The sequence below is a fragment of the Sinorhizobium fredii USDA 205 genome, assembly GCF_001461695.1.
GTDB lineage: Bacteria > Pseudomonadota > Alphaproteobacteria > Rhizobiales > Rhizobiaceae > Sinorhizobium > Sinorhizobium fredii.
The window spans coordinates 57,924-80,371 of the sequence record NZ_AUTC01000199.1 but is presented as its reverse complement, the minus strand read 5'-3'; the positions used below and the strand labels follow the sequence as shown (position 1 = coordinate 80,371).

General features: G+C 63.1%; 18 protein-coding genes and 2 pseudogenes. 6 read left to right on the top strand and 14 right to left on the bottom strand.

Annotated elements, in window-relative coordinates:
* Positions 1-49: 49 nt before the first annotated feature.
* The 6 genes from eno to tpiA form a co-directional block, all read right to left on the bottom strand.
* Positions 50-1,324: a phosphopyruvate hydratase gene (eno, locus tag N181_RS29200; protein ID WP_014328143.1), complete on the bottom strand. Its 1,275-nt coding sequence runs from the start codon at positions 1,322-1,324 to the stop codon at positions 50-52.
* A gap of 130 nt (positions 1,325-1,454) precedes the next feature.
* Complete coding sequence (gene kdsA / locus N181_RS29195; protein ID WP_014328142.1) at positions 1,455-2,294, bottom strand: 3-deoxy-8-phosphooctulonate synthase; 840 nt, start codon at positions 2,292-2,294, stop codon at positions 1,455-1,457.
* A gap of 2 nt (positions 2,295-2,296) precedes the next feature.
* On the bottom strand, positions 2,297-3,184 hold the full coding sequence (locus tag N181_RS29190; protein WP_060564111.1) for a VOC family protein: 888 nt from the start codon (positions 3,182-3,184) through the stop codon (positions 2,297-2,299).
* A 178-nt stretch (positions 3,185-3,362) separates the two neighbouring features.
* A complete protein-coding gene (locus N181_RS29185) occupies positions 3,363-5,000 on the bottom strand; it encodes a CTP synthase (protein WP_162267723.1) in 1,638 nt (545 codons plus the stop codon).
* A 139-nt stretch (positions 5,001-5,139) separates the two neighbouring features.
* Positions 5,140-5,616, bottom strand: a complete 477-nt coding sequence (gene secG / locus N181_RS29180) for a preprotein translocase subunit SecG (protein ID WP_037400469.1) — start codon at positions 5,614-5,616, stop codon at positions 5,140-5,142.
* 134 nt (positions 5,617-5,750) lie between these two features.
* The gene (gene tpiA / locus N181_RS29175; RefSeq protein ID WP_037400467.1) at positions 5,751-6,521 is read right to left on the bottom strand and encodes a triose-phosphate isomerase; all 771 of its coding nucleotides are present in this window, start codon (positions 6,519-6,521) and stop codon (positions 5,751-5,753) included.
* Positions 6,522-6,762: 241 nt separating this feature from the next.
* Here tpiA and N181_RS29170 point away from each other — a divergent pair, with 241 nt between their 5' ends.
* The gene (locus tag N181_RS29170) at positions 6,763-7,389 is read left to right on the top strand and encodes a cytochrome b (protein ID WP_037400463.1); all 627 of its coding nucleotides are present in this window, start codon (positions 6,763-6,765) and stop codon (positions 7,387-7,389) included.
* A complete protein-coding gene (locus N181_RS29165; protein WP_060564106.1) occupies positions 7,386-7,976 on the top strand; it encodes a YceI family protein in 591 nt (196 codons plus the stop codon). Before N181_RS29170 ends, N181_RS29165 begins: the two co-directional genes overlap by 4 nt.
* A gap of 6 nt (positions 7,977-7,982) precedes the next feature.
* Here N181_RS29165 and N181_RS29160 read toward each other — a convergent pair whose 3' ends face one another.
* Positions 7,983-9,305, bottom strand: coding sequence for an FAD-binding oxidoreductase (locus tag N181_RS29160; protein WP_037400460.1), 1,323 nt, complete (start codon positions 9,303-9,305; stop codon positions 7,983-7,985).
* 29 nt (positions 9,306-9,334) lie between these two features.
* A complete protein-coding gene (locus tag N181_RS29155; RefSeq protein WP_162267722.1) occupies positions 9,335-10,255 on the bottom strand; it encodes an alpha/beta hydrolase in 921 nt (306 codons plus the stop codon).
* Positions 10,256-10,466: 211 nt separating this feature from the next.
* On the opposite strand from N181_RS29155, the gene parE reads away from it, so the two are divergent.
* On the top strand, positions 10,467-12,530 hold the full coding sequence (gene parE, locus N181_RS29150) for a DNA topoisomerase IV subunit B (protein ID WP_037400485.1): 2,064 nt from the start codon (positions 10,467-10,469) through the stop codon (positions 12,528-12,530).
* Between the two features lie 90 nt (positions 12,531-12,620).
* Here parE and N181_RS29145 read toward each other — a convergent pair whose 3' ends face one another.
* A complete protein-coding gene (locus tag N181_RS29145; protein WP_037400458.1) occupies positions 12,621-13,091 on the bottom strand; it encodes a GNAT family N-acetyltransferase in 471 nt (156 codons plus the stop codon).
* Between the two features lie 222 nt (positions 13,092-13,313).
* On the opposite strand from N181_RS29145, the gene N181_RS29140 reads away from it, so the two are divergent.
* Entirely contained in the window at positions 13,314-13,745 is a 432-nt protein-coding gene (locus N181_RS29140) for a hypothetical protein (RefSeq protein ID WP_037400454.1), read from the top strand.
* Between the two features lie 8 nt (positions 13,746-13,753).
* On the opposite strand, the pseudogene N181_RS29135 reads toward N181_RS29140, so the two are convergent.
* Positions 13,754-14,874, bottom strand: a pseudogene (locus N181_RS29135) (DUF2336 domain-containing protein).
* Positions 14,875-14,946: 72 nt separating this feature from the next.
* Between N181_RS29135 and N181_RS29130 the strand changes: the two are divergent.
* Positions 14,947-15,660: an aldolase/citrate lyase family protein gene (locus N181_RS29130; protein ID WP_037400433.1), complete on the top strand. Its 714-nt coding sequence runs from the start codon at positions 14,947-14,949 to the stop codon at positions 15,658-15,660.
* Positions 15,661-15,674: 14 nt separating this feature from the next.
* Here the strand turns inward: N181_RS29130 and N181_RS29125 are convergent, their stop codons facing one another.
* Positions 15,675-16,277, bottom strand: coding sequence for a flavin reductase family protein (locus N181_RS29125; protein ID WP_014328128.1), 603 nt, complete (start codon positions 16,275-16,277; stop codon positions 15,675-15,677).
* Positions 16,277-16,861 (bottom strand): nitroreductase family protein, encoded by a 585-nt coding sequence (locus N181_RS29120; protein ID WP_014328127.1) that lies wholly within the window; start codon positions 16,859-16,861, stop codon positions 16,277-16,279. Before N181_RS29120 ends, N181_RS29125 begins: the two co-directional genes overlap by 1 nt.
* A 100-nt stretch (positions 16,862-16,961) precedes the next feature.
* Here N181_RS29120 and N181_RS29115 point away from each other — a divergent pair, with 100 nt between their 5' ends.
* Positions 16,962-17,963, top strand: a complete 1,002-nt coding sequence (locus N181_RS29115) for a hypothetical protein (protein ID WP_037400430.1) — start codon at positions 16,962-16,964, stop codon at positions 17,961-17,963.
* 121 nt (positions 17,964-18,084) lie between these two features.
* On the opposite strand, the pseudogene N181_RS29110 reads toward N181_RS29115, so the two are convergent.
* Positions 18,085-20,166 (bottom strand): annotated as a pseudogene (locus N181_RS29110) (bifunctional diguanylate cyclase/phosphodiesterase).
* Positions 20,167-20,404: 238 nt separating this feature from the next.
* On the bottom strand, positions 20,405-22,390 hold the full coding sequence (gene thrS / locus N181_RS29105; RefSeq protein WP_037400427.1) for a threonine--tRNA ligase: 1,986 nt from the start codon (positions 22,388-22,390) through the stop codon (positions 20,405-20,407).
* Between the last annotated feature and the right edge of the window lie 58 nt (positions 22,391-22,448).

Below are 22,448 nucleotides of genomic sequence, written 5' to 3'. Positions count from 1 at the left end.
GCCGTGAGGCAGGCGGGTCGAAAGTTGGCGCTGATGCTAGTGGCAGCGATCAACCGCGCAGGATGGAGCGGCCGGCGTATTGCGCCTGCAGGCCGAGCTGCTCCTCGATGCGGATCAGCTGATTGTACTTGGCGAGCCGGTCGGAACGTGCCAGCGAACCGGTCTTGATCTGACCGCAATTGGTGGCAACCGCGAGGTCGGCAATCGTCGAGTCTTCGGTCTCGCCCGAACGGTGCGACATGACGGCGGTGTAGCGGGCCTTGTGCGCCGTTTCGACCGCATCGAGCGTTTCGGAAAGCGAGCCGATCTGGTTGACCTTGACGAGGATCGAATTGGCGACGCCCATCTTGATGCCGTCGCGCAGGCGCGCCGAGTTGGTGACGAACAGGTCGTCACCGACGAGCTGGCACTTGTTGCCGATGAGGTCGGTGAGCGCCTTCCAGCCGTCCCAGTCGTCTTCGGCCATGCCGTCTTCGATCGAGATGATCGGGTACTTGGCGGCAAGCTCGGCGAGGTACTCGGCCATAGCGCCCGGCTCGAGCGTACGGCCCTCGCCTTCGAGCACGTATTTGCCGTCCTTGAAGAATTCCGTCGAAGCGCAATCAAGCGCGACATACATGTCTTCGCCCGGCTTGTAGCCGGCTTTCTCGATCGACTTCATGATGAAGTCGAGCGCCGCCGGTGCAGAGGCGAGACCCGGCGCGAAACCGCCCTCGTCGCCGACATTGGTGTTGTGGCCCTCGGCGGCAAGCTGCTTTTTCAGCGTGTGGAAGACTTCCGAGCCCATGCGGACAGCGTCCTTCAGGGTCTCGGCGCCGACCGGCATGATCATGAATTCCTGGAAGTCGATCGGGTTGTCGGCATGCGCGCCGCCATTGATGATGTTCATCATCGGGACCGGCAGGAGATGGGCGTTCGGGCCGCCGACATAGCGGTAGAGAGGCAGGCCGGCAGCTTCCGCGGCGGCCTTGGCGACGGCGAGCGACACGCCGAGAATGGCATTGGCGCCGAGGCGCGCCTTGTTCGACGTGCCGTCGAGCTCGATCATCGTCTTGTCGATCTGGATCTGGTTCTCGGCGTCGAGACCGCCGATCGCTTCGAAGATCTCGCCGTTGACCGCGTCGACGGCACGCTCGACGCCCTTGCCGAGATAGCGGGTACCGCCGTCACGCAGTTCGACTGCTTCATGCGCGCCGGTCGAAGCGCCCGAGGGAACGGCGGCGCGGCCGAAACTGCCGTCTTCGAGATGGACATCGACCTCGACGGTCGGGTTGCCGCGGCTGTCGAGAATCTCGCGGCCGATGATGTCGATGATTGCAGTCATGATCTCTTCCCTGCTTGTGGACGATAATGATGATGGGCCTGTCTTAATTCATGGCCTCGAAATTACAATGGCGCGCAGGTGGCAATGTCCCGAGCGTCATCGCAGTTCATGAAAATTTCATGCGCCGGCCTCAAGCCTTGGCGATCGCGTCGAAGGCGAGCAGCTTTTCGAGGAGACGCGGCATGTCCTTGAGCGGCACCATGTTCGGGCCGTCGGAGGGGGCATTGTCCGGATCCTCATGCGTCTCGATGAAGACGCCCGCAACGCCGACAGCGACAGCCGCACGCGCCAAAGTCTCGACGAACTCACGCTGGCCGCCCGAGGAACCGCCCTGGCCGCCCGGCTGTTGCACCGAATGAGTCGCGTCGAAGACCACCGGCGCACCGAGCGCCGCCATGATCGGCAAAGAGCGCATGTCGGAAACGAGCGTGTTGTAGCCGAAGGACGCGCCGCGCTCGCACAGGAGCACGTTCGGGTTGCCGCTCATCGTGAACTTGGCGAGCACGTTCTTCATGTCCCAGGGCGCCAGGAACTGGCCCTTCTTGACGTTGATGACGCGCCCGGTCTTCGCCGCGGCGACGAGAAGGTCGGTCTGGCGCGACAGGAAGGCCGGGATCTGCAGGATGTCGACGGTCTCGGCGACCAAAGCGCACTGTTCTTCCGTGTGGATGTCGGTCAGCACAGGAAAGCCGAATTCGCGCTTCAGATCGGCAAAGATCTCCATCGCATTATCAAGGCCGATGCCGCGCTTGCCGGAGATTGAGGTGCGGTTCGCCTTGTCGAAGGAAGACTTATAGACGAGGCCGAGACCGAGCGAGTTGCAGAGCTCGGCGAGCTTGCCGGCCACCATGAAGGCGTGCTCGCGGCTCTCCATCTGGCAGGGGCCGGCGATCAGCGTCAGCCGCTCCTTCTGCGAGAACACCACTTGGCCGGCACCCTCGCCGACGACGACCCTTGCATTGGTTTCCATCGTCACACTCCAAACGCGAAAATCACCCCCTGCCCCGGTGCTTCCGGGACAATGAGGCGTCCGCCCATTTCTGCAAATTCGATATCGTTCTGCGCAAATAGCGCGCGCGTCGCTTCCAGGTCGGTGACGCGGAACACCACCGCACGGCCGCGCAAGCCGCGTTCGGTCGCGCTGACGGAGCGCCCATAGAAGGCCTCCATCCCGGCGGGGTTCATGACCGAGAGCTTGGCGCTGCCGGCCTGGATGTCCATGCCAAAGGAATGGGCCGAGACCTCGCGCTCGTCGACGGCTTCCTGCAACAGATACTGGAAATCCGTCGGATTGGGCTCCGAAAGAACGACTTCGGCGATGCCGACCACACCATTCTCGTGGTTGTGCAGCGCGCTGTCGACCGGCAGGGCGCGGATACGCTGGCAACTGAACAGGAAGAAGTCCGGCGCGCGCAGATCCGCGGCGAAGGCCAGCCTGAATGAGCCGAGCCCTTCGCGTCCGTCCGGCAGTCGCATAGGCCGCGAAAATTCCAGCATCTCGCCGCCGGAGATGCCGCAGGACCGGTAACGGATGTGATCAGCGGCGGCATCGGGCGTTCCGAGCACGATTGCCGATAAGCCTTCGGGACCCTGACGAAAGCGGAACGCGTGGTCGCGCGCGATAAAGGCATTTCCGGCAAGCGCGGCAGCCTCGCATTCCTCGCGGGAGGCGACGGCGAGCGGTTCCAGATACGTGTTATCCGAAAGGAAGACGCAGGCGTTTTCAGTACCGAAGGGATGGCGCGCGTCTTCGGCGACTGTAAAGCCGAGATCGGCTAGGCGCCGCCTTGCCCGACCGAGTTCCGCCACCGGCAGCACGAGATGATCGAGCGGGCGGGCGGTGTGCGTGGGCAGGTTCATGGCGGTTTCCCTGATGACCGGTTTGCCGCTGTTTGCAACTTTTGACGGCCGATTGCAAGCGGCAGCCGGACAGGTGTCAAACTGCATCCCTCGGCCAACAGGCGGCACGAGTCAAATGCGGCCGGTCCCCTGGGGAACCGGCCGCGAGAACAATCGGCACCGTCAAAAAGGCGCGAGCCTACACGAGCCGCGACTGTTCGAGCGCCGCTTCGATGAAGCTCGCGAACAAGGGGTGCGGCTCCAACGGGCGCGACTTCAGTTCCGGATGGTACTGCACGCCGATGAACCACGGATGGTCGTTATATTCCACCGTCTCCGGCAACACGCCGTCCGGCGACATGCCGGAGAAGACCAGGCCACAGGACTCCAGGCGATTCTTGTAGTCGACATTGACCTCGTAGCGGTGGCGATGGCGTTCGGAGATGTCGGTCGATCCGTAGATCTCGGCAATCTTCGTATTCTGCTTGAGGGCCGCACGATAGGCGCCGAGGCGCATGGTTCCGCCCAGATCGCCGGAGGCCGAGCGCTTCTCGAGTTCGTTGCCCTTCACCCACTCGGTCATCAGGCCGACGACTGGCTCCTTGGTGGGGCCGAATTCTGTCGAGGTTGCCTTCTCGATGCCGGCCAGATTGCGGGCGGCTTCGACCACCGCCATCTGCATGCCGAAGCAGATGCCGAAATAGGGCACCTTGCGTTCGCGGGCAAAGCGCGCCGCGTTGATCTTGCCTTCCGAACCGCGCTCGCCGAAGCCACCGGGAACGAGAATGCCGTGGACCTTCTCGAGATAGGGCGCCGGATCCTCCTTCTCGAAGATCTCCGACTCGATCCATTCGAGCTTGACCTTTACACGATTGGCGATGCCGCCGTGATAGAGTGCCTCGATCAGCGACTTATAGGCGTCCTTGAGGCCGGTATACTTGCCGACAATCGCGATCGTGACTTCGCCCTCCGGCGTGCGGATCCGGTGAGCGACGTTCTCCCAGGCTTCCATACGCGGCTTAGGTGCTGGCTCGATGCCGAAGGCGGCGAGCACTTCGTTGTCCAGCCCCTCCTTGTGGTAGGCGATCGGCACGTCGTAGATCGACGCCACGTCAAGCGCCTGGATCACGGCCGATTGCCGCACATTGCAGAAGAGCGACAGCTTGCGGCGCTCCGCTTCCGGAATCTCGCGATCGGCGCGAACCAGCAGAATGTCGGGATGGATGCCGAGCGCCTGCAGTTCCTTGACCGAATGCTGGGTCGGCTTGGTCTTCAATTCGCCCGCCGCCGGGATGTAGGGCATCAGCGTCAGGTGGACATAGACGGCCGCGCCGCGCGGCAGGTCGTTTCCGAGCTGGCGGATCGCCTCCATGAAGGGCATTGCCTCGATGTCGCCGACGGTGCCGCCGATCTCGCAGATGACGAAATCATAATCGTCATTGCCTTCGGTGACGAAGTTCTTGATCTCGTTGGTGACGTGCGGGATCACCTGGACCGTTGCGCCGAGATAGTCGCCACGGCGTTCCTTGTCGATGATGTTCTTGTAGATCCGGCCCGTGGTGATGTTGTCGGTCTTCGTCGCCGAACGGCCGGTGAAGCGTTCGTAGTGGCCGAGATCGAGGTCGGTTTCCGCCCCGTCGTCGGTGACAAACACCTCGCCATGCTGGGTCGGGCTCATGGTGCCCGGATCGACGTTGAGATAGGGGTCGAGCTTGCGCAGCCTCACGCGGTAGCCACGCGCCTGCAGCAGCGCTCCGAGAGCGGCCGCAGCGATGCCTTTTCCGAGGGAGGAGACCACGCCGCCAGTGATGAATACATATCGCGCCATGGGAGTCACCGGATACCTTTTCACAAACGATTCCGCCACCGAAAAAATTCGTCTTCCCGAATTTTTCCGTTTTTCGTCGCGGCAGATTTCACACAAAACAAAACCGGCGGATGAAACATCCGCCGGCGGGTTCTTCTGACTTCGACCGTTACTGGCCGCTCGGAACTTGCGATCCGGTATTGCCGTTGGCGCCGGCGGCCGGAGCCGGGGCGGCCGGCTGAGCAGCCGGAGCTTGCGCCGGCGCAGCCGCGCCGTCAGCCGGAACCGTGCTGTTGGCGCCATTGCCGGTCGCCGGGGGGGGCGTGTTGCCACCGGCCGGCGCCGTCTGGCCGCCGCCGAGCGAATCCAGCACGCCGCCGCTCGAGCTCGTGCCCGGAATACGCTCGAGGATGTCGGTCGCCTGCGGCTCGTAGCGCGCCAGGATACCCATCGCAAGCGCCAGGCCGAAGAACAGCACTGCGAGAACCGCCGTCGTGCGGGTGAGCGCATTGGCCGTGCCACGGGCGGACATGAAGCCCGAACCGCCGCCAATACCGAGACCGCCACCTTCGGAACGCTGAATGAGGACGACGCCGATCAGGGCGACGACGACCATGAGATAGATGACGAGGAGTACGGTCTGCATCAGCTTCCAGTCCTGCCCTCTGCGGGGCATTCGAATCGAACGATCGCGGCCACGTAACGGGCCGCGTCCAAATTTCGCGCCTCTTTATACCAAGCAGCCGGCTATTCCAAGCCCCTGCCAGCCCCACGCGGCGGTCACGCAGTCAATTCTTCATAGGCCCGGTAGATGGCGAGGAAGTCTTCCGCTTTCAAGCTGGCGCCGCCGATCAGCGCACCGTCCACATTGGCGACGCCCATCAGTTCCCTGGCATTCGACGGCTTGACGGAGCCGCCGTACAGGATCCGCATCTTGCCGCCTTCCGCACCGAAGCGGGAGACCAGTTCACGCCGCATGAAGGCGTGCGCCTCCTCTACATCTCCCACAGTCGGCGTCAGGCCGGTGCCGATCGCCCAGACCGGCTCGTAGGCGATCACGGTGCTCTCAGCCGTCGCGCCATCCGGCAGGCTTTCGGCGAGCTGGCGCTTCAGGACGTCGAGCGTCTTGCCACCCCTGCGTTCTTCTTCGGTCTCGCCGATGCAGACGATGGCGACGAGGTCGGCGGCGTGCGCGGCTTCCGTCTTCGCCCTGACCAGCGCATCGGTCTCGGCGTGATCGGTGCGGCGTTCGGAGTGGCCGACGATGACATGGGTGCCGAAGCAATCGGCGATCATCTCGGCGGAAATCTCGCCGGTGTGGGCGCCCGACTGCTTCTGGTGGCAGTTCTGGGCGCCGATCATCAGCGGACTGTCGTCGCAAAGTGCGGTTGCAACATAGAGCAGCGTCGCCGGCGGGCAGATCAGCGTCTCCACCTTGGCGGAAAGTGCGCCCTTGACGCCCTCGGCCATCGCCTTGATCTGGTCCAGCGATCCACGCGTACCATTCATCTTCCAGTTGCCGGCAACCAGCGGGCGGATATCGGGCGTCATGAAATTCCTCCGGGATCAGGGCCTCTCGGGCAAGCGGCCTAGCAAATCGGTCGGGCAAATGAAAGCACTTGCGCGCAGATTCCGGGCCGACCAACGGCCATCCGATACAGGTGACGCGCGCCAATGATGCCGATGCCGGCCGAATTTGGGCAGCAACGCTCCGAATAAAACCGAGGCTTTGGGCGTCTCATCTCAGCGAAACAGCTCGCCGGCACTCCAGCCGAAATGGTTAAGTCATTCGATGCTGCGCAACAGCGATCATGGTTTCGGAACCGTCACGATCGTCCTCCACTGGACGATCGCGCTGCTGATCCTCGGTCTGATGTTGATTGGTTTCGTCATGCGGCGCACCGAAATCGATCCCGCCCTGCAGTTTTCGCTCTACCAATGGCACAAGTCGTTCGGCTTCACCGCTCTGGGCGCAGCGCTCGTGAGGGCGATCTGGTGGCTGGTAGAACGAAGCCCGCGGCCGGTGCCAGGACTCCGCCCGCTTGAACATGTCGCGGCGCGCGAAACGCACAGGATACTGATCACCCTCGGCTTTCTGACGCCGCTGGCCGGCTGGGCTGTCGCTTCTGCCTCGACGTTGAACATCCCGAGCTTCTACTTCAACATCATCGTCATTCCGCATCTGTCCCTGCCGCAATCTGATAGCTCCGAAGCGTTCTGGGCCTTTACCCACGCATTGCTCGCCTACGCCATGCTCGCCCTGGTGGTCATCCACGCTGCGGCAGCGCTCTACCACCAGTTCATCCGAGGCGACGCGGTGCTGATGCGCATGCTACGCGCCGGCTCTCGGCCGAGCCACGCAGAAGCGGCCGATCTTCGGGAAGCAATGAAGCCGTTGCCGGGAGGAAATGATCCATGATCGCTCCGCGCACTCTCTCGCTGAAAGCAGCCCTGCCATTGGTCTTGCTCGCTGTCGCTCTACCGGCCGACGCAAAGACCCCGTCGCTCGCGGACGCGGCCGGCAGCTACAGCATCGCCAGTTCCTCGCGCATCCAATTCAATGTAGGGCAGACCGGCGGCGGCGGTATTGCCGGCAACTTCGCGAAGTTCTCCGGCAAGTTCCGGATAGACGGCGGCAATGTCTCGCGATCATCGGTCGAATTCACGCTCTATCCGGAGAGCGTGAGGGCGAGAGAGCGCCGAATCGAGGATTTCCTGCGTTCCAGCGCGGTCTTCGACGCGGCCAACTATCAAACGGTGACCTTCCGCTCCACGAGCGTCACACAGACCGGACCCGACAGGGCAACCGTCGAGGGTGCGCTGACGGCACGCGGCAAGACACGCAAGGAACGCTTCGCCGTCACGCTGACCGATTGGAACAAGGGCTCGATCTCCTTCACCATCCGCGGCAGCATCCGCCGTGCGCCCTACGGCATGGACGTCGGCACGCCCATCTACTCGAACGTGGTCGAGTTCGACATGGACATAAAGGGAATGAGGCGCTGACCGTCCTCATCTGTTGAGCGCGAGCGCGGTGCGTCTCCAGAAATCCGAGACCAAGGCCGGATCGCGCCATGCTTCGAGCTTTCGCCACGAAGGGAAAGACGCCTCGAAAACGTCGGGGCTCATGCGGAGGTCCTTGCTTGGATTCACCGCGCCGCCGACCTCGACGACAATCCGGTCGAGATCATCGAGCAATTTGACGGTCGCTTCCCCTTGATTGGCGAAGTCCAAGGTCAGCGAGAAACCCGGCCGAGGATAGGAGAGTAAGCCTCGCCCTGCGGTGTCTCCGAAACGGTGCATGGTCGTCAGGAAGGAGGCGTGGCCGTGTTTGCGGGCAGTCTCCATGAGCCGAACTGTGGTCTGCTTGGCATTCTCTACCGGATAGACACTTTGGTGCTGGCAAGGACCCTGGCGTCCGTAAAGCCGATGCCAGGCACCGAGCCGGTCGAACGGATGGAAGTAGGACGTCCACTGTATCGTCGAAACCGTTTCCCCCCGCACCTCTCTGCGAAAGCGGTATTCGTTGAGTGCCTTCAGCGCCGGGGAATTCAGCGGATTGAACGGCAGAGAAAGGGGCAATGAGAGCTTCAGTCCCTTGGGGAGATCCGGGAATTCGCAGGACGCATCCGCATGGTCCGCAGCCCAGAGCACACCCCTTCCCGTCCGTCGGCCCCTCGCGAGCTGATCAATCCAGGCGACGGAATATTCGTGCTCTTCACCGACACGATCGACGAGCGCGAAATACTCATCGAGGTTTTCGAAGCGAATCGCATGCTGCTGGACATGCGGCGACGGCACTTTCATCAGCCGCAGCTCGACGTCGAGGATCAGGCCAGTCAGGCCCAGGCCGCCGATCGTGGCGGCGAAGAGCTCGGCATTCTCCTCGGCGGAGCAGGTCAGGCGCTCGCCATCCGAGCGCAGCAGCGTCAGGCGCCGAATATGATTGCCGAAGGAGCCGCGGGCATGATGGTTTCTGCCGTGAACGTCGTTGGCGACGGCGCCGCCGACGGTAACAAAACCCGTGCCCGGCGTCACGGGCAGGAAGAAGCGATGCGGTATCGCCTGGACGAGAATGTCGCGCAGCGTGGCGCCGGCCTCGCAGGTCATCATCCCGGTTCCCGGATCGAAGGCCAGGATGCGGCCGTGCCTCGCAATGTCGATCAGCGTGCCGCGATCATTGCGGCAGACGTCGCCATAGCTCAGCCCGTTGCCGAAGGGCAGATAGGCCATGGGGGCGACCGCGCCGAGCCGGTCCTCGTAGTCGTCCGGCGAGATGGCGCCTTGGGGCCGCTTGTCGAGCCGCCCCCAGCTTTCAAATTTTTCCATGCTCACTTTTCCAAAAATGCGGCCCGAGCGCTCGGCTAACGATCAAGAATCCAGTTCAACACATTCCGCCAGTCGGTCATGCGCACCGGCGTCCCATGCGAACCGGTCTCGAACAGCACGAACCGAATGGGATAGTCCTTGTTCTTCAGGGAGCGATAGAGTGCAAGCTGTGCCTCGGCCGGATAGACGCTGTCGTTGCTCCCATGGCTGAAGAGCATCGGCAGTCTTGCCTTGTAAGCGGCGCTCTCTTCAAACGCGGGATCGGCGACGCCGCCCATCACCATCATGCCGCTCAGCGCCGCCGTGGCCTTTTGATCGCGCGAGATGCCCCAGCAGATGAAGCTGCCCATAGAGGCGCAGGACAACACTACGGGCCGGCCGTCGGATTGCTCGGCGGCAAAGCGGATCAGCGCCGCGATATCGGCCACGCCGGCCGCGTCGAAGGAGCGTACGCTCGGCGCATAGTAAGTACCGCCATTGCCAACCGCCAGATTTTTGAGGCGGTTGAAGTTTCCGCCGAAAGAGAAATCGTTGGCGCCGAGGCGCCGGTCACCGCCGCGCCCATGGATGAAGATCACCGTGAAGGCCGCGCCGCGGTCCGGACCGACGCGCGTCACGTCGAGAGATCGACCACCGAGATCAAGCGTCTCGTTCACCTGCGAACTCTTCACGCCAAGCGACACATAGGCCCGCTTGACACGGCGCTCCGGAATCTGGTCGCGCCCGTTGATGTCTCTGAGCTCCTGATAATCGACAACGCGGAAATCGCCGCCGTCGTCCTCCCGCAGGATTGCGGGATAGCCGAACAATGCATCCTTGTAGGGCTGCAGCGGCTTGGCTGCGGCGGAGGTGGCGACGCTTGAAACAAACACCGCGGCGACCAGCAATCGGACGGAGAAAACAGTTGTGGACATAGACACCCGACGGGCTCCCTCGTTCGGCCAATGCCTTGCCATCGGGACATTCGCCACGCAACACTGAAGCGAGCAATTCGTCGCGTTCCCGGGCCATTTCGCCTTCTGACACATCGGAAATTCGCCTTTTGTTCGCGCTTTGGGCAAGACTCTGGCAGAATTCCGGTGATTCGCGCGGCAAGAGATGGCGGCAGCGCTCAGCTCTTGCTATGGCCTTGCCGACACAGACGACAGGAATGATCTGAACCACTCCATGGACGACAGCAGCGACCTCTTCTCCGCCATGCCCTTGCAGCCCAAGCCTGCCGACGCCGGCGCGCCGCGCAAACCGACGACGCCTGCCGCCGGCAGTGACGCGCCGCGACCCGCGCCGAAGGGGAGCGACGGCAGCGACTACGACGCTTCTGCCATCGAGGTCCTCGAGGGGCTGGAGCCGGTGCGCCGCCGGCCGGGCATGTATATAGGCGGAACGGACGAGAAGGCCCTGCACCACCTTTTTGCGGAGGTGATCGACAACTCGATGGACGAGGCCGTCGCCGGCCACGCCAACTTCATCGACGTATACCTCGACGCCGACGGCTTCCTGACGGTGATCGACAACGGTCGCGGCATTCCCGTCGAAAATCACCCGAAGTTCCCCAACAAGTCGACGCTCGAAGTGGTGATGACGGTGCTGCATGCCGGCGGCAAGTTCGACGGCAAGGCCTATGAGACCTCGGGCGGCCTGCATGGCGTCGGCGTATCCGTCGTCAACGCGCTGTCGGATTCGCTCGAGGTCGAGGTGGCGCGCAACCGCAAGCTCTATCGCCAGCGCTTCTCCCGCGGCATTCCGCAGGGCGGGCTCGAGGAGCTCGGCGAAGTGCACAATCGCCGTGGCACGAAGGTCCGCTTCCATCCAGACCCGCAGATCTTCGGCCCGCATGCCCGCTTCGAACCGGCGCGGCTCTTCCGCATGGCCCGCTCCAAGGCCTATCTGTTCGGCGGCGTCGAGATCCGCTGGTCCTGCGACCCGTCGCTGTTGCCGGAAGGTTCGGAGACTCCGGAAAAGGCAGTGTTCCATTTCCCCGGCGGCCTCAAGGACTATCTGGCCGCGACACTCGGCAAGGAGTTCACCGTCACGCGCGAGATCTTCGCCGGCAAGTCGGAAAAATCCGGCGGCCACGGCTCGCTCGAATGGGCGGTCACCTGGTATGGCGGCGACCAGCAGATCCACTCCTACTGTAATACGATCCCGACGCCGGAAGGCGGCACGCACGAGGCGGGCCTGCGCATCGCGCTGACCAAGGGCCTGAAGAACTACGCCGAGCTCACCCAGAACAAGCGAGCCGCGATCGTCACCACCGACGACGTGATGATCTCGGCGGCAGGCATGCTCTCGGTCTTCATCCGCGAGCCGGAATTCGTCGGCCAGACGAAGGACAAGCTCGCCACCGTCGAGGCGCAGCGCATCGTCGAGAACGCCCTGCGCGACCCGTTCGACCACTATCTCGCCGACAACCCGGCCGAAGCCGCGAAGCTTCTCGACTGGGTCATCGAGCGCGCCGAAGAGCGCGTCCGCCGGCGCAAGGAAAAGGAAGTCAACCGCAAGACCGCGGTGCGCAAGCTGCGCCTGCCCGGCAAGCTTGCCGACTGCGCGCAGAACACCGCGGAAGGCGCTGAACTCTTCATCGTCGAGGGGGACTCGGCAGGCGGCTCGGCCAAGCAGGCGCGCAACCGCGCCAACCAGGCGATCCTGCCCCTGCGCGGCAAGATCCTCAATGTCGCCAGCGCCGGCCGCGAGAAGCTCGGTGCCAACCAGCAGATCGCCGATCTCGTCCAGGCGCTCGGCTGCGGCACGCGGTCGAAGTACCGCGAGGAAGATCTCCGCTACGAGCGCGTCGTCATCATGACCGACGCGGACGTCGACGGTGCCCATATCGCCTCCCTGCTGATCACCTTCTTCTATCAGGAGATGCCGGAACTCATTCGCGGCGGTCACCTCTACCTCGCCGTGCCGCCGCTCTATCGGTTGAGCCAGGGTTCCAAGACGCTCTATGCGCGCGACGACGCGCATCGCGAAGAACTGATGCGCACCGAATTCAACGGCCGCGGCAAGGTCGAGATCGGCCGGTTCAAGGGTTTGGGCGAGATGCTGCCGGCTCAGCTCAAGGAAACGACCATGGATCCGGCCAACCGGACCCTGCTCAAGGTCGAGATCGACGACGTCGATTTCGAGGGCACGCGCGAGGCGGTCGACAACCTGATGGGAACGAAGGCCGACGCCCGCTTCCGCTTCATCCAGGAGCGCGCCGTGTTTGCCGACAATCTGGATATTTGAGAGTGGCGGAGGTCATTGCCGCCACTCATCGACGCGCTCGCGGGGAGAAGGTGGCCGGCAGGCCGGATGAGGGGCAAAATTAGAATTGCTTCAAGTCGCCGCTCCCACCCGTTTTTCCATGAACAGGCTCAGCGGATCAGCCAGATAGCTGCCGAAGGGCGGCCGCTCCACATAACCGGACGACTTGTAGAGGCCGATCGCCTCCGGCTGGTGGATGCCGGTTTCGAGGCGGATCGCGGTCAGGCCGCGCCTTTCCGCCTTGGCTTCCATCGCGGCAAGAAGCCGTCTGCCGACTTTCAGTCCCCTCGCCTCAGGATCGACGAACATCCGCTTGATCTCCGCCGTGCCATCGCCGGCTTCCACCAGCGCGCAGCAGCCGACGATCTCGCCGTCCGATCGCGCGACGAAGAAGATCACCGTCGGCTTTTCCAGAGCCGAGACATCGACCATATGGTTGCTTTCGGCCGGATAAAGCGATGCCGCATAGGCATCGGAAAGTTCGAGCAGGCGGAGGACAGGCGGCTGGCGCGGCGGCTCCTCGGCAATAGTGATGGCGGTCATTCCAAAACCTCAACGCAAATCTGTCGCCTATGCGGGCGACCAGGACGAAAACTATCCTCGATGGCGAACGGCGCCAATACGTCAAACAGCGCAGGAAGACTTGCAATCAATCCGAGTGACGAACAGAAACAATTTGTTTTGTGGGGCGGCTACTTTGCCGTACTTCGGAAACAATCGAAGCTCCATAAGATAAGAGCAAGAGACTTCTAACGGACCCAAGACATGAAAGCCGCCCTGATCGTCATGACAATCCTCGGTTGCGATGACAATGTCACGCAATGCCACTACATCTCGACCGTGAACGGCACCTGGCCGTCGATCGCCCAATGCGACACGGAATCGCAAAAGGAACTGCCGAAATTCTCCAACAGGAACTATCCGGTCGTCGTTGCCGTATGCGAAACGTCGGGGACGGACCTGGCGTCCGCCGACCAGGATCAGACGCCCACGGCCACCCCGGAGGTCAACGCAGCGCCGCAGCAAGCGGCAACGCCTCCGGCAAAGCAGGAGGAAAAACCCGGCCTGCCGAAGCGCGCCCTGACATGGCTCAGCGGCGCGGTGCCGGACCGCGAGAAGTTGCAAGCGATCGTCAGTGCCCCGGCGCACTATGTGGAAGACGGCTATTCCTGGGTGGCGCGTCGGTTCGGCGACTGAGGTTCCGATCAGGCTGCCTGGCGCGAAGCAAGTAGGGCGTAGTCCCGGGCGACTTGCCGCTGTTCGGCAAAGCCCAGTCGTTCCACGAGTTCTGCGACGGAGGCCGACGTTGAGGACGGGTTCCGACGAAGGCGCTCGAGGAGAGCGGCGAGCGAAGCGGGCTCGCCCTCGCCCGCCTGAGCCTGCCAATACAGAACGGCATCAGCGAAGGCTTGGCTGATATCGCGCGCCAGGCCGGCGCTCTGAAAGAGTGCGCGGATCGAGTGGACGCGTCCCCCGGACAGGATCGAGCGCACACGCTTTTCCGCCAGACCGGAAAGATCGGCCACCGCCAGGGTAAAGAATTCCGTGGCGCCACTGCAGAGCGCGCTCATCAGAAAAGCAGGCGTCAAGCGCCCTGTCTCGCGTAAATGGGCGACCAACTGGGACAAGTCATTCGGCGACGCGACTGCCGTCATTGCCAGTGCCGTGGCGTCGCATGCCTCCCTCGTGACCCGTGCCACGCGTGCCGAGCCGATGACCGCCTGGACGAGCCCGGAAGCCGAGAGCGCCGCACCGATCTTCTCGGCAAGCGCATGCCGCGCGTCGCTCGGCAGGTCGGCGCGAGCCAGCAGCCGGTCACGCACCGATGCAGCATGCCCGAGGCGGTAGACGATCCTTCTGAGAGAACCCTGCAAGAGCACGGCGCCGGTATTCTCGAGGAGAATCGAAACCTCCTCCTCGTCGCCGATCTCGGCGATCGCAGCGGCGACGGAACAAGACACGGCGCCCCGAGCCGCGATCAGCGCACGCGTCTCCGCAGTGCCGCGCGCCGCGAGGTCGACGAGATCCGCATCGGTAAGCACTGGCGAACGGGCGATTGCCGCGAAAGCGATTTCGGGCTGATCCTCTGCCAGCGCCCTGACGACCGCTCGCGGTGCCGTCGGACAATCGGCCAGGGCTTCGACCAGCGCCAGGCGCACCCTTGGCGAAGGATCGTCCAGAAGGAAGGTCATCGCCATTTCGGCCGCATGCCGATCCAGGCCGTTCATCTCGGCCCGGGCATAGGCTCGCCCAAGCGCATTGGCCGCGCGTGCGCGATCGCCGGTTCTCGCCGTTTCCACCCAGCAAGAAATGCTTGTATGATCACCTATGCCCCACTAGACACCCGACAGCCCCAATGTCCGAATATTAGCGGTCAAAGGTTTAAGATTGGTTCACCATGTCCGTTAACCGCGCACAAACCATGAAGCCTCTTCTGTATCTCGCGGCAGGCGAACAGCTTCCCGCCGAGAAGGTGCTGCAGGCCGTTCAAGCGATCGTTGTCGATGCGACGACGCTTCAAAGCCGGCCACGCCTGCGACACCCCGGCAACGGGCAGTCGGCCTGCCTTTTTCTCGCGCGGATCGGGCCGGCGGACGCCACCGATGTCGAGGGTCTTTCAGCGCTCCTCGCCGATATCGACGGCGTCGTGCTGACCGCGTGCCGGGGACCGGCCGATATCCAGAAGCTCGATGTGATGCTGAAAGTCGCCGAGGCGGGCGCGGGCATGCCCCAGGGCCGAACGGCGCTGCTGGCGGAATATGCCACGGTTGCTGAAAGCGTGCTCTCGCCTCACGCGATGGCAGGCGTTTCCCCGCGCCTCTCGGCACTGATATTCGACGCCTCCGCTCTCGCGGAAGCGTGCGGTTGCCAGCGCGTCACCGGGACAGGCGATGTGCCGGCTGTCGTCCGGGCCGGGCGCGCCGCGGTGGTGCTCCGGGCCCGGGAGGCCGACGTCGCGGCCTACGACATGCTGCCGGCCGACCCCGTCGACGAGGCGTCGGTGCGACGGCTATGGACAAACAGCCTCGAAAACGGCTTCTCGGCCGTGGCTTCCCGCTCACCGTTGCAGATCGATCTTCTCGCCGAAGCGCGGGCGCTGCGGGAAACCTAAGTCTTGGGCCAAATTTAGCGGGTTGGACGCGTCATCTGGAAGACATCGCCGCCATCGCAATAGTCCATGTAGCCGAGGCGCGCGAGCGGCTTCACCGCCGTCACATCGAACCGGCCGTCGCGGATCGCCTCGTCGCGGATGTGGATGCCGACGACCGCGCCGATGACGACATAGCTGTCTGACGCCGCGCCATCGAGGCCTTTCGGCTGGAACATCTCCGTCATTCGGCATTCGAGCGCGGCGAACGCCTCGCCGACGAACGGCGCCTTGACGAGCGTTCCCCCGACCGGCGTCAATCCGGCGATCTCGAACTCGCTGTCGCCATGCGGCGCCGCCATCGAGGTCATGTTGACCGCCTCGCTCAGGTTGCGGCTGGCGAAGCTCGCGGTGAACTCACCGGTCGCTTCGATGTTGCGCACCGAATCCTTGTAGCCGCTCGATGAAAACATCACGAGCTTCGGCCGGTCGCTGATCGCATTGAAGAAGGAATAGGGAGCGAGGTTCAACGCACCGTCCGTGGCACGCGTGCCAATCCAGCCGATCGGCCGCGGCGACACGATCGCCTTGAAGGGGTCGTGCGGCAAGCCGTGCTGATTGGAAGCCGTTTCGTAGAACATCAGGCGTCTTCCCCGACCCAGGTGACGATCTCGGCCAGTTCCGGCCGCGGCCGCTCGGTCGGCGGCACCATCGCCGTGCCTATGTGAATGAAGCCAGCGATCCTTTCGCCCGGCGCCACGCCCAGCAGCGGATAGGCTTTCTCGTCGAAGGCGTACCATTCGGTCAGCCAGTTGGAAGCATAGCCGAGCGCGTTTGCTGCCATCAACAGATTGAGGCACACGGCGCCGGCCGACATCATCTGTTCCCATTCCGGAATCTTGAAATGCGGCGCAGCCTTGCTGACGACGGCGACGACGACCGGCGCGCGCGTCAGCCGCGTCTCCTCTACTTTGATCAGTTCCTCCGAGAGATCCGGCCTGGCGGCAAGCGCCATCTTCTTCAACTCGCCGCTGATCCGCGCCCTCTCCTCGCCGCGATAGACGATGAAGCGCCAGGGCGCCAATTTGCCATGATCCGGCACGCGGGTGGCGAGCCTCAGCATTTCCTCTACCTCGGCCCTGCCCGGCCCCGGCGATCCCATCTGGAAGGCCGGGATAGACCTGCGGGAAGCGAGATAGTCGACGAGCTTAATTTCGGTTTTCATATCGAGCGAATTCCACTAACTTGCCGCCGGATCGACAGCCACGAAAATGCCATACCGGCGTCTCAAGTGGAGTCATCAAGTCAGGAAGTCAACTGTCCTCATGCGCATCCGCACTCGTATTCTGCTGAGAACCGCCTTGGCGATCACCCTCGCCGGTTTCGGTGCGGAGCGAGCGCTAGCCGAAGACGCGACCGACGCCTTCAAGAGCTTTCCGTCGATCTCCGGCAGCCGAAAGATGCCAAAGCTTACGAGCTTCAACCCGCTCGTCAGCGATCCCACGCAGAACGGCGAATTGAAGGACGTGAAACTCGAGGCCCTTCTGACGAAAGACGGCCAGGCGCTCGAGTCGGGCCTGACCTGGCGGGTCTTCAGCCCCATCCCCGGTGGCGACGGGAAACTGCCGCTGCTGGCCACCTCGGAAGGCGGCTCCACGGCCTTCAATCTCGTGCCCGGCGAGTATTTCGTCAACGTCGCCTTCGGTCGCGCGGCGGCCACCCGCAAAATTCGCGTGCCCGAGCAAGGCGCCTTGGACAAACAGGTCCTGGTGCTGGATGCCGGCGGTGTCATGCTGAACGCCGTCTCCGGCAGCGATGTGCGTATTCCACCGACCGAGCTCAGCTTTTCGATCTTCTCCTCCGATGAGAAGGAAGACGGCGAGCGCGCCCTGATCGTCGCCGACGTGAAGCCCAGCACGGTGGTCCGGCTCGGCGCCGGCACCTATCACGTCGTCTCCGACTACGGCTCGGTCAATGCGGTGATCCGCGCCGATATTCAGGTGGAGGCTGGCAAGCTGACCGAAGCGACGATCCAGCATCGCGCCGCGAAGCTGACACTGAAGCTCGTCTCGGAAGCGGGCGGCGAGGCGATCGCCGACACCGCCTGGTCGATCCTGACCTCGTCGGGCGACGTCGTCAGCGAAAGCGTCGGCGCCTTTCCGACCCTTGTGCTTGCGGAAGGCAGCTACACGGCCGTGGCGCGCAACAAGGACAAGATCTACCAGCGCGACTTTGCCGTGAAGGCCGGCGTCAATACCGATGTGGAAGTCCTGCTGAACGGCAATGTCGCGCCCGACGAGACCGCGAACGCCAGCGCCCAGGATTGACGACATCTGCAGCCTGGCTTGACGGCAACGAGCTCACTCGGCGTCAATGCATTCACGTTGCGGGAAGGTAGGGGTAGTTCGAATCCGCCCCGTTGGCGGCACTTATTTAGGCGCAGCAGGTTCAAGCCGCCGAAGCCTCATGAAGCAATCTGATAGAAATGTCGCGGGCCGACATGGGCTTGCCGACCAGGTACCCCTGCAATTAGTCGCAGCCGGTCTCCCGAAGTATCGCCGCTTGACGAGCGTTCTCGATCCCCTCGGCCGTGACGGGGATATCGAGGGCCGTCGCCAAGGAGATTGTTGCACGAAGCACCTCTATGCCGTTGACGGCATTCTCCACGCCGGACACGAGCGAGCGGTCGATCTTCATGCGATCGAAGCCGAACTGCCGCAAGGCACCGATACTCGCATAACCGCAACCGAAGTCGTCGAGAGCGAACTTGATGCCGGAGCACTTCAGATGATCGATCGACCGGCGCGCCTGATCGGGGCTCGTCATCAGTACGCTCTCGGTTATTTCCAGCGTCAGGCGGCTCGGATCGAAGTCGAACTCCTTGAGGACGGCAATCACCTGGGCGGCGAAGTCGGGATTGCAGAGCTGAATCGGCGAGACGTTGACCGAAAGTGCCAGGCCAGACCAGTCCTTGGCATGCCGAACCGACGTGCGCAGCATATGCACTCCGAGCGCGTCGATGAGGCCGGACTTCTCGGCGAGCGGGATGAATATTTCAGGGCTGATGTTTCCGGCCGGGCTCGGCCAGCGCGCCAATGCTTCCACACCGATGATCTCTCCCGTCGCCGCAGAGACGAGCGGCTGAAAGGCGGGCTCGATGAGCCCAGTGCTTATGGCGCTCCTTAACTTTCCTTCGAGTTCCGCAATATGCTGGCGTTCCCGGTCCAGTTCCAAGTCGTATTGCACCGCCTGGCCCTTGCCGTTTTCCTTGGCGCGGTAGAGAGCCATATCGGCCCGGCGGAGCAGTTCCAACGAGGCGATATCGTCCGTCCTGACGGCTGTCCCGATACTCGCACCGACTTCGATCGTGCGGTCGTCTATCTTGAAAGGCTCGACCAGAAGCGCAAGTATCGCGCGCTCGATTTCACCATGCGGCGCGGGTCCGACCTGTACCATGGCGAACTCGTCGCCACCCAGTCTCGCCGCGGCGACGATCTCCGGATGGCAGGCCGGCAGCGCCTTCGCGAAGAGGCGGATCAGGGCATCGCCCACCGCATGACCCCAGGCGTCGTTGACGGCCTTGAAGCCATCCAGATCAATCAGATAGAGCGATAGCATCGAAGAAGCCGAAGGCTCCGATCGTTCCAGGAAGTCCAGAAGTCCGTGCCTGTTGAGCAATCCGCTCAGGCTGTCGTGGTTCGCTTGAAACCGAGCTGTTTCCGCCAAGCGATGGAGGCGCCGCGCTTCGGATGCGCCGACAAAGAGGACGCCCCCCAGAAACACGACCAGAATGGCGGCGGCAGAGGCCACATAGGGATAGACCTCGTTGAAGACAACGCTTCCCGGGGCGGCGCTTGGCCAGGCAAGGCCCGGTGGCGGTCCATCCTGGAGGCGCAGCCCGTCAAGCCCGTGTTCGCTGGACAGTGTGGCGATAACTTCGGGCGTCAATAGCTTGTAAAAGGTCAGGACACTGAACCGGGAAACACTCGCGCTCGTCTGATAGGGTTGGACCGCTTCCGACCCGACCAGCGCGACGCCGTCTTCAGTCTTGAAAAAGCTGAGCAATGGAGACTGGCCGGGTTTTCCCGCGGTTTGGATCTGGCGATTGAAGGCTTCGCCGAAATAGGCGCGCGGCTCGAACGGCTCGCCCTTCCTGTAGGCAGAAACAATCGTACCGGTGGGCCCGGTGAGAATGGCGCCATCGTAAAGCGCATAGTCTTTCGAGGTTGATCCCCAATTGTCATAGGCCCAGTCTTCCGCAGCCACCGAGCCGACCGCCTCATAGGCTTCGTCCCAGACGGCATTGTCCGTGACGGTCGCGCTCAGGCGGCTGGCAAAAGCCGCAAGCGCTATCTGTGCAGCGTGACCGGCCCTTGCGTCATCGATCTTATTTGCGGAGCGCGTCATCGTCACGACAACATGGGCCATGAGACCCGTCAGCAACAAAGCGATCACAACGAAACAGATCGTCACGGTGACGATGACGGACGTCTGGGCCTGCGTGCGCCGGTCGGCGGAATTAGACGACATGATGAGTCTGCGGACGAGAATTGAAGGGCCATGCCTGTCGGACTGCAGGAGACATCATGTCCGCGCAATGCGCTGCGCCTCCTTCTTTAGCGTCCGATCATGTAAGGCCGATTAAGAGCCATGGTTAACGGCGGGAACGCCCGTGGAAACCCGGGCCGACCGACTCTTTCGCGTTCCGACAAGATGACGCACGTCCGTTCCGGCGTGCGCCATCACACTTCAAAACCACCGCCGGCCCTCAGGCCGCCCGGGCATTCCGTTCCGCCCTGCGCTTGAGATCAGGCGCCAGCGCTTCGCTCGAGAGCGCAGCGACCGCCTCCTCCAGCGACATCGCCGTCTGCGCCTGGGAGCCGAGCCGCCGGATATTCACAGAACGCTCCTCCGCCTCACGCTTGCCGCAGACGACGATCACCGGAACCTTCGTCACCGAATGCTCGCGGACCTTGTAGTTGATCTTCTCGTTGCGGAAGTCGGTCTCGACGGTAAGCCCGGCCTCACGCAGACGTGCCGCGACCTCGCGGCCGTAGTCGTCCGCGTCCGAGGTGATCGTTGCGACCACCACCTGCAGAGGCGAGATCCAGAGCGGCATATGGCCGGCATAGTTCTCCAGCAGGATACCGAGGAACCGCTCCATCGAACCGCAGATGGCGCGATGGATCATCACCGGCTGACGCTTCTCCGAATCCTTGTCGATGTAGAAGGCACCGAACCGCTCCGGCAGGTTGAAATCGACCTGGGTCGTTCCGCACTGCCATTCGCGGCCGATCGCGTCCTTCAGAGTGTATTCGAACTTGGGTCCGTAGAAGGCACCCTCGCCCGGCAGAATGCCGGTCTTGATGCGGCCCTCGGATTGCGCCTCGATGGTGTTCAGCACGTCCGTCATCACCGCTTCGGCACGATCCCAGAGCGCGTCGGAGCCGACGCGCTTGTCGGGCCGCGTCGAAAGCTTGACGACGATCTCCTTGAATCCGAAGTCCTCATAGACGGAGAGGATCAGATCGTTGATCTTCAGGCATTCGGCGGCCATCTGCTCGTCGGTGCAGAAGATGTGCGCGTCATCCTGGGTAAAGCCCCGGACACGCATCAGGCCGTGCAGCGCACCGGACGGCTCGTAACGATGTACGGCCCCGAATTCAGCCATCCGGACAGGCAGTTCGCGGTAAGACTTCAGGCCATGCTTGAAGATCTGGATGTGCCCGGGGCAATTCATCGGCTTCAGCGCGAAGACCCGGTCGTCGTCCGTCTCGTCGCCGGCAACCGTCACCTTGAACATGTTGTCGCGGTACCAGCCCCAATGGCCCGAGGTCTCCCAGAGCGACTTGTCGAGGACCTGGGGCGCGTTGACCTCCTGGTAGTCGACCTCAAGCCTCCGGCGCATATAGGCGACGAGGCTCTGGAACACGCGCCAGCCCTTGCCGTGCCAGAAGACGACGCCCGGGCCCTCTTCCTGGAAATGGAAGAGATCCATCTCGCGCCCAAGACGGCGATGGTCGCGCTTCTCAGCTTCGGCGAGCACGTGCAGATACTGGTCGAGCTCTTCCTGCGTATGCCACGCAGTACCGTAGATGCGGGTCAGCATCGGATTGTTGCTGTCGCCGCGCCAATAGGCACCGGCCACCTTCATCAGCTTGAAGGCCGTACCGATCTGGCCGGTCGAGGCCATGTGCGGGCCGCGGCAGAGGTCGAACCAGTCGCCCTGGTAGTAGATCTTCAGGTCCTGCCCTTCGGGGATCGCGTCGACGAGTTCTACCTTGTAGCTCTCACCCTTGGCGGCAAAGACCTCCTTCGCCTTGTCGCGCGACCAAACCTCCTTGGTGAAAGGGTTATTGCGCGCGATGATCTCCTTCATCTTCTTCTCGATGACGGGCAGGTCATCGGGCGTGAAGGGCTCGTTCTTGGCGAAATCGTAGTAGAAGCCGTTGTCGATGACGGGACCGATGGTCACCTGCGTTCCCGGCCACAATTCCTGCACGGCCTCGGCCATCACATGGGCCGCGTCGTGGCGGATAAGCTCCAGCGCGCGCTTGTCTTCGCGCGTGACGATCTCGATCTTGCCGTCAGCTATAGGATCGGAAAGGTCGCGCAGTTCGCCGTCGAGTGCGATCGCGACAGCCTTCTTGGCCAGCGACTTCGAGATCGACTCGGCCACGTCGCGGCCGGTCGTGCCGGCGACGAACTCGCGGACGGAGCCATCAGGGAATGTAAGGGAAACGGAATGCGACATCATGATCTCCTATCCAGTCCCGCCAACGAATGCGGGTGGTATGGTTTGCCGGACGGGC